Genomic DNA, 10,880 nt, shown 5'->3' on the forward strand with positions numbered 1-10,880 from the left:
CCGGGGAGACTACCCGAATTCGTCTTTGCGGGAACCGTGTCGTAGACTGGCTCGTCGGTCCCGGAGTCTTCGTATGCCCGGGATCACCCCAGGTAGCCGATCCCGGAAGGTGAAGCGCTAGAGCATGGCCAAAAAACAAGGGGCCATCGAGATCGAGGGCACTGTCGTCGAATCTCTGCCGAATGCGATGTTCAAGGTGGAGCTTCAAAACGGGCACCAGGTTCTCGCGCACATCAGCGGCAAGATGCGGATGCACTACATCCGTATCCTTCCCGACGACCGGGTCGTGGTGGAGCTCTCTCCCTACGACCTGACCCGCGGGCGGATCGTCTACCGCTACAAGTAGCACGACAGATCGAGCCGTTGTCCTGCTCGACAGGGCCGCGGCCTGACCCGGAGAACCTCATTCATGAAGGTCAAGCCGAGCGTCAAGAAGATCTGCGACAAGTGCAAGGTGATCCGCCGCCACGGCCGGGTCATGGTCATCTGCGACAACCTGCGCCACAAGCAGCGCCAGGGCTGACGCACCTCAGGCCATAGCCTTCGCACCACTCGCACTCTTCGCGCGACGCAAGCGACAAGTACATACGCAGACGCCCGACCCCCCGCCTTGGAAATCTTGTCGGTGGGGACGACACCCTCGGTCGGAGGCCGGGGACCCTGCCCGTACGACTTCGTACGACAGGGGACGGTGCTGCGGCAGACCTCCCAAGCAAACAGGAGCCACAGGAATGGCACGCCTCGCAGGCGTCGACCTCCCGCGCGAGAAGCGCGTCGAGGTCGCCCTCACCTACGTCTTCGGCATCGGTCGTACCCTTGCCCAGCGGACCCTGGGTGAGACCGGCATCAACCCGGACACCCGAGTGCGGGATCTCGCTGAGGAAGACCTCATCAAGATCCGCGACTACGTGGACAACAACCTCCAGGTGGAGGGTGACCTCCGCCGTGAGGTCCAGGCCGACATCCGCCGCAAGGTCGAGATCGGCTGCTACGAGGGCCTGCGGCACCGCCGCGGTCTCCCGGTCCACGGTCAGCGCACCAAGACCAACGCCCGCACCCGCAAGGGCCCGCGTCGCGCGATCGCCGGCAAGAAGAAGCCGGGCAAGAAGTAGTCCGCACGGGACACGCTGCAAGCGGTCCGTGTGCAGGACCGACGACCTCCACAGGAGTAAATCCATATGCCTCCGAAGGGCCGTACGGCCGGCGCCAAGAAGGTGCGCCGCAAGGACAAGAAGAACGTCCCCGCCGGGCACGCTCACATCAAGAGCACGTTCAACAACACCATCGTTTCGATCACCGACCCCACCGGCAACGTGATCTCCTGGGCCTCCGCCGGCCACGTCGGCTTCAAGGGCTCGCGGAAGTCGACGCCGTTCGCGGCGCAGATGGCTGCTGAGAACGCCGCACGCCGCGCGCAGGAGCACGGCATGCGCAAGGTCGATGTCTTCGTCAAGGGCCCCGGCTCCGGTCGTGAGACCGCGATCCGTTCCCTCCAGGCCACCGGCCTCGAGGTCGGCTCGATCCAGGACGTGACCCCGACCCCGCACAACGGCTGCCGCCCGCCCAAGCGTCGCCGAGTCTGACCGGCTGAAACAGGAGATCTAAGACAATGGCGCGTTACACCGGGGCCGACTGCAGGCGCTGCCGTCGGGAGAAGCAGAAGCTCTTCCTCAAGGGGAGCAAGTGCGAGAGCGCGAAGTGCCCGATCGAGATCCGTCCTTACCCCCCGGGTGAGCACGGTCGCGGGCGCACCAAGGACTCCGAGTACCTGCTGCAGAAGCGTGAGAAGCAGAAGGCAGCTCGTATCTACGGCGTCCTGGAGAAGCAGTTCCGCGGGTATTTCAACGAGGCCAACCGTCAGCAGGGCAAGACTGGTGAGAACCTGCTGCGGATCCTCGAGACCCGTCTGGACAACGTGGTCTACCGGGCCGGCTTCGCCAAGTCCCGCGACCACGCCCGTCAGCTGGTGAAGCACGGGCACATCACCATCAACGGCCGCAAGAACGACATCCCGTCGGCTCGTGTGTCCGTGAGTGACATCGTCGAGGTCCGCGAGGCCTCCCGTAACCTGACGCCTTTCCAGGTGGCAGCTGCGGAGGCCGGCGAGAAGACGGTTCCGGCCTGGCTGGAGTCCATCCCGTCGAAGCTGCGGATCCTCGTCCACTCGCTGCCCGAGCGCCAGGTGATCGACACCCAGGTGCAGGAGCAGCTGATCGTCGAGCTCTACTCGAAGTAGCAGGTCGAAAGGGTCGGGTGGTACGGCGCTCAAACGAGCTGTGCCACCCGTACCCTGTCAGTACGGCATCAAATAGCGGTTGCCGAAGACTGGAGGCATAACCCCATGCTGATCGCTCAGCGCCCGTCCCTGACCGAAGAGGTCGTCGACGAATTCCGCTCACGGTTCGTGATCGAGCCGCTGGAGCCGGGTTTCGGATACACCCTCGGTAACTCCCTGCGTCGCACGCTCCTCTCCTCGATCCCCGGCGCTGCTGTCACCAGCATCCGGATCGACGGTGTCCTGCACGAGTTCACGACCGTGCCGGGCGTCAAGGAGGACGTCACCGACCTCATCCTCAACATCAAGAGCCTCGTCGTCTCCTCCGAGCACGACGAGCCGGTCGTGATGTACCTGCGCAAGCAGGGCCCCGGTCTGGTCACCGCGGCGGACATCGCGCCGCCGGCCGGTGTCGAGGTGCACAACCCCGACCTGATCCTCGCCACGCTCAACGGCAAGGGGAAGCTGGAGATGGAGCTGACCGTCGAGCGCGGTCGCGGCTACGTCTCCGCCGTGCAGAACAAGCAGATGGGCCAGGAGATCGGGCGCATCCCGGTCGACTCCATCTACTCCCCGGTGCTCAAGGTCACCTACAAGGTCGAGGCGACCCGTGTCGAGCAGCGCACCGACTTCGACAAGCTGATCGTCGACGTCGAGACCAAGCAGGCCATGCGTCCCCGCGACGCCATGGCCTCGGCCGGCAAGACCCTGGTCGAGCTCTTCGGCCTGGCGCGTGAGCTCAACGTCGACGCCGAGGGCATCGACATGGGCCCGTCGCCGACGGACGCGGCGCTCGCCGCCGATCTGGCGCTGCCGATCGAGGAGCTGGAGCTCACCGTCCGTTCGTACAACTGCCTCAAGCGCGAGGGCATCCACTCCGTGGGCGAGCTCGTGGCGCGTTCCGAGGCGGACCTGCTCGACATCCGCAACTTCGGTGCGAAGTCGATCGACGAGGTCAAGGCGAAGCTGGCCGGCATGGGCCTTGCCCTGAAGGACAGCCCGCCCGGATTCGACCCGACGGCCGCCGCCGACGCCTTCGGCGCGGACGACGACACGGACGCCGGGTTCGTGGAGACCGAGCAGTACTGATCCGTCGGGGTGTGCGGCCGTCCGCGGCCGCACACCCCCGGCTCTGGCCGGGAACACCCCCGGCCGGGACACCCTCCGGTACCTGATACGGCCGGAACTGCCACCGGTACCTGATACGGCCGGTGCAGGGACAACGAAGGAGAAGCACGATGCCGAAGCCCACCAAGGGTGCCCGCATGGGCGGCAGCGCCTCGCACCAGAAGGCCATGCTGGCGAACCTCGCCACCAACCTTTTCGAGTACGGGCGCATCACCACCACCGAGACGCGTGCCCGTCGGCTGCGTCCCGTCGCGGAGCGCCTGATCACCAAGGCGAAGGCGGGCGACCTCCACAACCGTCGTCAGGTCATGCGCACGGTCAAGGACAAGAGCGTGGTCCACACCCTCTTCACCGAGATCGGCCCGCGCTACGAGAACCGGCCTGGTGGCTACACCCGCATCACCAAGATCGGTAACCGTCGTGGCGACAACGCTCCCATGGCCGTCATCGAGCTGGTCGAGGCCCTGACCGTGCAGCAGCAGGCTGTCGGTGAGGCCGAGGCCGCCACCAAGCGGACCGCCAAGGACGCTTCCGGTGGCAAGGCTGCCGCGGGTGCGAAGAAGACCGCCAAGGCCAAGAAGGAGACCAAGGCCGACGACGCCGAGGCCAAGGCGGACGACGCCAAGGCCGACGCGGATGACGCCAAGGGCGACGAGGCCGCGGCTGAGGAGTCCAAGGACGCCTGACGCGCTCGAAGAGCTCGTGAACTGGCCCGTTCCCTCCGGGGAGCGGGCCTGTTCGTTCTCACCCGGAGAGGATCGCTGAGTGACGGACCTGGTGGAGCCCGGCAAGGTGCGGGTGAGGCTCGACCTGAGCTATGACGGCAAGGACTTCTCCGGCTGGGCCAGGCAGCGCGGGCGGCGGACCGTGCAGGAGGAGCTGGAGGACGCGCTCCGTGTCGTACTGCGGCTCGGCCAGGACCCGCTCGCACCGGTCGAGTTGACGGTCGCCGGCCGGACCGACGCCGGAGTGCATGCGCGAGGCCAGGTCGCGCACGTCGACCTGCCGGAGCAGATCTGGGCCGAACACGGCGAACAGCTGCGCAGGCGCCTCGCGGGGCGGCTGCCGATGGACGTACGGGTGTGGCGGGCCGAGGCCGCGCCGGCGCATTTCAACGCACGCTTCTCAGCGATCTGGAGGCGCTACTCGTACCGCGTGAGCGACCATCCCGGCGGTGTGGACCCGCTGCTGCGCGGACACGTGCTGTGGCACAACTGGCCGTTGGACGCCGACGCCATGAACGAGGCAGCCGAAGGGCTGCTGGGGGAGCACGACTTCGCCGCCTACTGCAAGAAGCGGGAGGGCGCGACGACGATCCGTACGCTGCAGCGGCTGCGCTGGGAGCGGCACGCCGACGGTGTGCTGGAGGCGACCGTGAAGGCGGACGCCTTCTGCCACAACATGGTGCGTGCGCTGGTCGGCGCGATGCTGTTCGTCGGTGACGGGCACCGGCCGCCGGCATGGCCCGGCCAGGTGCTGGCGGGCCGCGTCCGCGACTCGGCGGTGCATGTCGTACGGCCGCACGGACTGACCCTCGAAGAGGTGGGCTATCCGGCTGACGAGGAACTCGCAGCGCGCAACTCGGCTGCACGCAGCAGGCGTTCGCTCCCCGCGGCGGGAGCAGGCGCGGGCTGCTGCTGAGCGGCCCTCTCCCGGCGTACCGGACAACTGCCCTGCCCTGGTGCCGGATTACTCGGGCGAGGCGCCCACAGCCTTCGCAGCCTGGTCCTTGCCGCGTTGCAGGATGCGGGCGTACGCGTACGTCGAGCCGTCGCGGCCCGCCTGCTCCGCGCTCTTGTCCGCCGCGGTGGACGGCTTGCCGTTGGTGCGCCCGGAGATGGTGAAGTAGGCATAGCGGCCATAGGAGTTGGCCGTCGTGCGGCAGGTGACGGTGCGGCAGAAGTCCGGGACGCCGTTGCCCTTCAGAGCGACCAGATTCGGCTTGTACTGCTTCTTCACGGCGGACGCGGTCCTGGCGTCGTCGAAGACCGCTATTCCCACGGTCACCGCGAGCCCACCGCGGGTGTAGGTCGCCCGGAAGAGGCGGTCGCAGTCGTTCTTGCTGAGCACCGGGCCGAGACCGGCGTGTGCGGCGTCCGTGCAGCCCTTGCTGGTGTCGGTGGCGGCGCGCTTGTACGGGCGGCCGTTGATGGTGACGGACTTGTTCGGGTAGAGCGTGGCGATGCTGAGCGGGGCCGTGTCGCGCTTGGTGTCCGAGACGAAGTCGCGGGGCGGCGGCGGGGGCGGCGGCTCGTCCTTGAACGTCGGTTCCGGCTGGCCGGCGGTGCTGGAGGGAAGGTCCTCGGGGGTGGGCAAGCTGTCCGACGGCTTGTCGGACGCGCTGCCCCCGCCGGCGCCCTCGTTGACCACCGCGATCGCGACGATGCCGGCGACGACGACGGTGGCGAGCGCACTCCCACCGATGATCATCCAGCGGCGCCGTCGTGACCGGTTGTGTTCCGCCTGCTCGGCGAGTGCTGCCCAGTCGGGAGTCGAACCTCCCGGACCCCATTCGGGTCCACCCTGCCCAAAGCTCATGGGCGCATCATATTCGGTTGGTTTCCGGGTCATGCCACCGCGAGAATCCGGGGCATGGGACACATCGAGGCCGCACATCTGGACTACTACCTGCCGGACGGACGGGCGTTGCTGGCAGACGCCTCCTTCCGAGTGGGTGAGGGGGCCTCCGTCGCGCTCGTCGGTCCCAACGGGGCCGGAAAGACGACGCTGTTGCGCCTGATCACCGGTGAACTGCGCCCGGACGGCGGCTCGGTGACGGTCGGGGGAGGACTCGGCGTGATGCCGCAGTTCATCGGCGTCGGCACCGACGAGGACGACCGGCGCAGCGTGCGGGACCTGCTGGTGTCGGTGGCCCCGCCGGCCGTCCGCAAGGCTGCGGAAGCCGTCGACGCCGCGGAGCTGGCGATCATGGAGGCGCCCTCGGACGAGGAGTCAACCCAGCTCCGGTACGCCCAGGCTCTCGCCGACTGGGCCGAGGTGCAGGGGTACGAGGCCGAGACCCTGTGGGACAAGTGCACGACCGCCGCGCTCGGCATCCCGTACGAGAAGGCCCAGTGGCGCACGCTGAACACCCTCTCCGGCGGCGAACAGAAGCGGCTCGTACTGGAGTCGCTGCTGCGCGGCAACGACGAGGTCCTGCTCCTGGACGAGCCGGACAACTACCTGGACGTCCCTGCCAAGCGCTGGCTGGAGGAGCGTCTCAACGAGACCCGCAAGACTGTGTTGTTCATCTCGCACGACCGCGAACTGCTGGCGAGCGCCGCGCAGAAGATCGTCAGTGTGGAGCCGAGCCCGGCCGGGAGCGACGTGTGGGTGCACGGCGCCGGGTTCGGCAGCTATCACAAGGCGAGGCGGGAGCGGTTCGCGCGCTTCGAGGAGCTGCGCCGCCGATGGGACGAGCGGCGTGCGCAGCTGAAGCGGCTGGTGCGGGATCTCCAGCAGTACGCGGCGCGGAGCCACGAGATGGCGTCGCGCTACCAGGCGGCGAGGACCCGCCTGCGGAAGTTCGAAGAGGCAGGCCCGCCTCCGGAGCCGCCGCGGGAGCAGCGGATCACGATGCGGCTGCGCGGCGGCCGTACGGGCGTGCGCGCTGTGACCTGCGAAGAGCTTGAACTCACGGGCCTGATGAAGCCGTTCAGCCTGGAGATCTTCTACGGGGAGCGGGTCGCGGTTCTCGGCTCGAACGGTTCCGGCAAGTCCCACTTCCTGCGGCTGCTGGCCGACGGGCCGGACGGCGACTCGGTGGCCCACACGGGCACGTGGAAGCTCGGCGCCCGCGTCGTCCCCGGTCACTTCGCCCAGACGCACGCCCACCCCGAACTCGCCGGACGCACCCTGCTGGACGTCCTGTGGACCGAGCACGCCAAGGACCGGGGCGCGGCGATGTCAGCGCTTCGGCGCTACGAGATGACTGGGCAGGCCGAGCAGCCCTTCGACCGGCTCTCCGGGGGCCAGCAGGCCCGCTTCCAGATCCTGCTGCTGGAGCTGGCCGGCACGACCGCACTGTTGCTGGACGAGCCGACGGACAACCTGGACCTGGAATCGGCCGAGGCGTTGCAGGAAGGGCTGGAGGCGTACGAGGGGACGGTGCTGGCGGTGACTCACGACCGCTGGTTCGCGCGGTCCTTCGACCGCTTCCTGGTCTTCGGCGCGGACGGTGTCGTACGGGAGACGCCGGAGCCGGTGTGGGGACCTCACGGGGCCGAAGGGCCCCGGGGGAGCCGTGAGGGGCGGACGAGGCGCAGCTGATGAGGCGTGTCCGGGCAGGCAGTTGGGAAGCGCGTTAGCTCGGATGAGGACGTGTGACGGCATGTTCCGAGCGGTGCGCTCCAGTGTCGCCGGGGGAGTGGGAGGGCCCGCCGCAGCAGCGGTCGAATCCCGGTCACCCGGTGTGCACGGCCCGCTTTGACCCGTACGGGTGCGCACCGGTAAGCTCCCGGTTCGTTGTGTGTATTGGCTTGCTCATTCTCACGTGGGAGGGCCTTGCACCCGGCCCCTCGGTCGATGACCAGCGATCAGCACAAGCGGCCCGCGTCACCGTAGTGCGTTCAAGGCTGTCGTGATCTGCCAGGTGGCCTTTGTCAGGACCTTTCTCCCTGATCCTTCGGGGTCGGGAGACCCGTCCCCTGGCCCTTAGCGGGGTCGGGGAGACCCCACCTAGAAGCGAAGGCTAAGACCGTGCGTACGTACAGCCCCAAGCCCGGCGATGTCCAGCGCCAGTGGCACGTCATCGACGCGCAGGACGTTGTCCTGGGCCGTCTGGCCACCCAGGCCGCCACCCTTCTCCGGGGCAAGCACAAGCCGGTGTACGCGCCTCACGTCGACACCGGTGACTTCGTCGTCATCATCAACGCCGACAAGGTGCACCTGTCCGGCAACAAGCGGATCCAGAAGATGGCCTACCGCCACTCCGGTTACCCGGGTGGTCTGCGGGCCGTCCGCTATGACGAGCTGCTGGAGAAGAACCCCGCGAAGGCCGTCGAGAAGGCCGTCAAGGGCATGCTCCCGAAGAACACGCTGGGCCGTCAGATGCTCTCGAAGCTGAAGGTCTACGCGGGTGACCAGCACCCGCACGCCGCCCAGCAGCCCGTGCCGTACGAGATCAGCCAGGTCGCGCAGTAAGTCCGGCCACACCCAGCAGACAGAGAGAAGTTGAGGAGAATCGTGGCCGAGACCACTGCTGAGACCCCCGTCGAGGGCGTCGAGGAGTACACGACCGAGACCCCCGAGGCTCCGGAGGAGTTCACCTCCGAGTCCCTGGCATCCCGCTTCGGCGACCCGCAGCCGGCTGCCGGCACCGGCCGCCGCAAGAACGCCGTCGCCCGCGTCCGTATCGTTCCGGGCAGCGGCAAGTGGAAGATCAACGGTCGCACCCTTGAGGGTTACTTCCCCAACAAGGTGCACCAGCAGGAAGTCAACGAGCCCTTCAAGGTGCTCGAACTCGACGACCGCTACGACATCGTCGCCCGCATCAACGGCGGCGGCATCTCGGGCCAGGCGGGCGCGCTGCGCCTGGGCGTGGCCCGTGCGCTGAACGAGGCGGACGTGGACAACAACCGCAGCCCGCTCAAGAAGGCCGGCTTCCTGACCCGTGACGCTCGCGCCGTCGAGCGCAAGAAGGCCGGTCTGAAGAAGGCTCGTAAGGGCACGCAGTACAGCAAGCGCTGACGCGCTGCACCAGCTGCACAGCTCATTCGCTCGCAACAGCGATGCGAACCGCCCCGGGGGTACGAAACCGTGCCCCCGGGGCGTTCGTCTATGACGGCGAGGGCATGGACCCGCTGTCGCGTCGTACGGGACGCTCGGTATACAACGCTTCACCACGGGCACGTGGGGTGAACGGTGTCCGGCGCGGGCGCGCCCCGGCTTGAGGGAGCGCGGGAGACGGGCGCGCGGCGGATACCTTGCAGGGACCGGGCGGGCCGAGGCCGTCCGGGCCCGTCGGGCCACCGGCTCGTACCCGCCTCGTATACGACCTGTACGCAGTCGGTGTTCGGGCCCGGGGCCCCGCCCTCGCCCCGGTGCTCGTACTGGAATCGGATTCGGACTCGGAGGAACCACAAGTGGGACGACTCTTCGGTACGGACGGTGTGCGCGGCGTCGCCAATCAGGGCCTCACGGCCGAGCTCGCGCTCGGGCTGTCGGTCTCGGCGGCGCATGTGCTCGCCGAGGTGGGCTCGTTCGAGGGACACCGGCCGGTGGCCGTGGTCGGACGGGACCCGCGTGCTTCCGGGGAGTTCCTCGAGGCAGCCGTGGTGGCGGGCCTCGCCAGTGCCGGGGTCGACGTGCTGCGGGTGGGCGTGCTGCCCACTCCCGCCGTCGCGTATCTGACGGGGTCCCTCGGTGCGGATCTCGGCGTGATGCTCTCGGCCAGCCACAACCCGATGCCCGACAACGGCATCAAGTTCTTCGCGCAGGGCGGCCACAAGCTCGCCGACGAGCTGGAGGACCGCATCGAGTCGCTGTACCGCGATCACGCCGCCGGACAGCCCTGGGCGAGGCCGACGGGCGCCGGAGTCGGCCGCGTACGCGACTACGACGAGGGCTTCGACAACTACGTGGCCCATCTCGTGGGCGTGCTGCCGAACCGTCTGGACGGGCTGAAGATCGTCATCGACGGGGCGCACGGCGCCGCCGCCCGCGTCTCGCCCGAGGCCTTCGCGCGCGCCGGTGCCGAGGTGGTCACCCTCGGCACCGACCCCGACGGGCTGAACATCAACGAGGGCTGCGGCTCGACCCACCTCGAAGGCCTGCGGACGGCCGTTCTCGAACACGAGGCGGACTTCGGCGTCGCCCACGACGGCGACGCGGACCGATGCCTGGCAGTGGACGCGCAGGGTGAGGCGATCGACGGCGACCAGATCCTGGCCGTACTGGCGATCGCGATGAAGGACGCCGGCCGTCTGCGCAAGGACACCGTGGTGGCCACCGTCATGTCGAACCTCGGCTTCAAGCTGGCCATGGCACGCGAGGGCGTCGAGCTCCTGCAGTCGGCGGTCGGCGACCGGTACGTGCTGGAGGAGATGAAGCGGGGCGGGTACGCGCTGGGCGGCGAGCAGTCCGGGCACGTCATCGCCCTCGACCACGCCACCACCGGCGACGGCACGCTGACCGGGCTGATGCTCGCGGCCCGCGTCGCCGACACGGGCAAGCCGCTCTCCGAGCTCGTGAGCGTGATGGAGCGGCTGCCGCAGGTGCTGATCAACGTGCGGGACGTGGACAAGAGCCGCGTGGAGACGTCGGCCGACCTGGCCGCCGCCGTCGCCGACGCCGAGCGCGAACTGGGCGAGACCGGCAGGGTGCTGCTGCGCTCCTCCGGCACCGAACCGCTGGTCCGGGTGATGGTGGAGGCCGCCGACAGCGAGCAGGCCGAGGCCGTGGCCGGGCGCCTGGCCGACGTGGTCAAGAGTTCGCTGGGCTGACGGCGTCCGACGGGGCGCCGGCACGCCGCCGGCCC

13 protein-coding genes are annotated in these 10,880 nt (G+C 68.6%); 12 read left to right on the forward strand and 1 reads right to left on the reverse strand.

Going from position 1 to position 10,880, the window contains the following annotated elements:
• Positions 1-124 precede the first annotated feature (124 nt).
• The 8 genes from infA (at position 125) to truA (ending at position 5,044) form a co-directional block, all read left to right on the forward strand.
• Positions 125-346: a translation initiation factor IF-1 gene (gene infA / locus H5J26_RS09080; protein ID WP_003948620.1), complete on the forward strand. Its 222-nt coding sequence runs from the start codon at positions 125-127 to the stop codon at positions 344-346.
• Positions 347-409: 63 nt separating this feature from the next.
• Entirely contained in the window at positions 410-523 is a 114-nt protein-coding gene (gene rpmJ / locus H5J26_RS09085) for a 50S ribosomal protein L36 (RefSeq protein ID WP_003956441.1), read from the forward strand.
• A 208-nt stretch (positions 524-731) separates the two neighbouring features.
• Positions 732-1,112, forward strand: a complete 381-nt coding sequence (gene rpsM / locus H5J26_RS09090) for a 30S ribosomal protein S13 (protein ID WP_181765232.1) — start codon at positions 732-734, stop codon at positions 1,110-1,112.
• A 66-nt stretch (positions 1,113-1,178) separates the two neighbouring features.
• Complete coding sequence (gene rpsK / locus H5J26_RS09095) at positions 1,179-1,583, forward strand: 30S ribosomal protein S11 (RefSeq protein ID WP_028433270.1); 405 nt, start codon at positions 1,179-1,181, stop codon at positions 1,581-1,583.
• A gap of 26 nt (positions 1,584-1,609) precedes the next feature.
• Positions 1,610-2,236, forward strand: a complete 627-nt coding sequence (gene rpsD / locus H5J26_RS09100) for a 30S ribosomal protein S4 (RefSeq protein WP_181765233.1) — start codon at positions 1,610-1,612, stop codon at positions 2,234-2,236.
• Between the two features lie 105 nt (positions 2,237-2,341).
• Positions 2,342-3,364 carry a DNA-directed RNA polymerase subunit alpha gene (locus tag H5J26_RS09105; protein WP_181765234.1) on the forward strand — a complete coding sequence of 341 codons (1,023 nt, stop codon included), beginning with the start codon at positions 2,342-2,344 and terminating at the stop codon, positions 3,362-3,364.
• A gap of 149 nt (positions 3,365-3,513) precedes the next feature.
• Positions 3,514-4,089 carry a 50S ribosomal protein L17 gene (gene rplQ / locus H5J26_RS09110; RefSeq protein WP_181765235.1) on the forward strand — a complete coding sequence of 192 codons (576 nt, stop codon included), beginning with the start codon at positions 3,514-3,516 and terminating at the stop codon, positions 4,087-4,089.
• A 79-nt stretch (positions 4,090-4,168) separates the two neighbouring features.
• The gene (gene truA, locus H5J26_RS09115; protein WP_181765236.1) at positions 4,169-5,044 is read left to right on the forward strand and encodes a tRNA pseudouridine(38-40) synthase TruA; all 876 of its coding nucleotides are present in this window, start codon (positions 4,169-4,171) and stop codon (positions 5,042-5,044) included.
• 48 nt (positions 5,045-5,092) lie between these two features.
• On the opposite strand, the gene H5J26_RS09120 is transcribed toward truA, so the two are convergent.
• Positions 5,093-5,941, reverse strand: coding sequence for a hypothetical protein (locus tag H5J26_RS09120; RefSeq protein ID WP_181765237.1), 849 nt, complete (start codon positions 5,939-5,941; stop codon positions 5,093-5,095).
• Positions 5,942-5,995: 54 nt separating this feature from the next.
• Between H5J26_RS09120 and H5J26_RS09125 the strand changes: the two genes are divergently transcribed.
• The 4 genes from H5J26_RS09125 (at position 5,996) to glmM (ending at position 10,845) form a co-directional block, all read left to right on the forward strand.
• Positions 5,996-7,672 carry an ABC-F family ATP-binding cassette domain-containing protein gene (locus H5J26_RS09125; protein WP_181765238.1) on the forward strand — a complete coding sequence of 559 codons (1,677 nt, stop codon included), beginning with the start codon at positions 5,996-5,998 and terminating at the stop codon, positions 7,670-7,672.
• A 429-nt stretch (positions 7,673-8,101) separates the two neighbouring features.
• On the forward strand, positions 8,102-8,545 hold the full coding sequence (rplM, locus tag H5J26_RS09130) for a 50S ribosomal protein L13 (RefSeq protein WP_181765239.1): 444 nt from the start codon (positions 8,102-8,104) through the stop codon (positions 8,543-8,545).
• Positions 8,546-8,587: 42 nt separating this feature from the next.
• Positions 8,588-9,091 carry a 30S ribosomal protein S9 gene (rpsI, locus tag H5J26_RS09135; RefSeq protein WP_181765240.1) on the forward strand — a complete coding sequence of 168 codons (504 nt, stop codon included), beginning with the start codon at positions 8,588-8,590 and terminating at the stop codon, positions 9,089-9,091.
• Positions 9,092-9,486: 395 nt separating this feature from the next.
• Positions 9,487-10,845 (forward strand): phosphoglucosamine mutase, encoded by a 1,359-nt coding sequence (glmM, locus tag H5J26_RS09140; protein WP_181765241.1) that lies wholly within the window; start codon positions 9,487-9,489, stop codon positions 10,843-10,845.
• Positions 10,846-10,880 lie beyond the last annotated feature (35 nt).

This window comes from Streptomyces albidus (ex Kaewkla and Franco 2022) (assembly GCF_013870515.1).
In the GTDB taxonomy this organism is placed as follows: domain Bacteria; phylum Actinomycetota; class Actinomycetes; order Streptomycetales; family Streptomycetaceae; genus Streptomyces; species Streptomyces albidus.

Coding starts and splice junctions, on each gene's coding strand:
- infA (WP_003948620.1), top strand. CDS start 125: ATGGCCAAAAAACAAGGGGCCATCGAGATCGAGGGCACTGTCGTCGAA.
- rpmJ (WP_003956441.1), top strand. CDS start 410: ATGAAGGTCAAGCCGAGCGTCAAGAAGATCTGCGACAAGTGCAAGGTG.
- rpsM (WP_181765232.1), top strand. CDS start 732: ATGGCACGCCTCGCAGGCGTCGACCTCCCGCGCGAGAAGCGCGTCGAG.
- rpsK (WP_028433270.1), top strand. CDS start 1,179: ATGCCTCCGAAGGGCCGTACGGCCGGCGCCAAGAAGGTGCGCCGCAAG.
- rpsD (WP_181765233.1), top strand. CDS start 1,610: ATGGCGCGTTACACCGGGGCCGACTGCAGGCGCTGCCGTCGGGAGAAG.
- H5J26_RS09105 (WP_181765234.1), top strand. CDS start 2,342: ATGCTGATCGCTCAGCGCCCGTCCCTGACCGAAGAGGTCGTCGACGAA.
- rplQ (WP_181765235.1), top strand. CDS start 3,514: ATGCCGAAGCCCACCAAGGGTGCCCGCATGGGCGGCAGCGCCTCGCAC.
- H5J26_RS09120 (WP_181765237.1), bottom strand. CDS start 5,941: ATGAGCTTTGGGCAGGGTGGACCCGAATGGGGTCCGGGAGGTTCGACT.
- H5J26_RS09125 (WP_181765238.1), top strand. CDS start 5,996: ATGGGACACATCGAGGCCGCACATCTGGACTACTACCTGCCGGACGGA.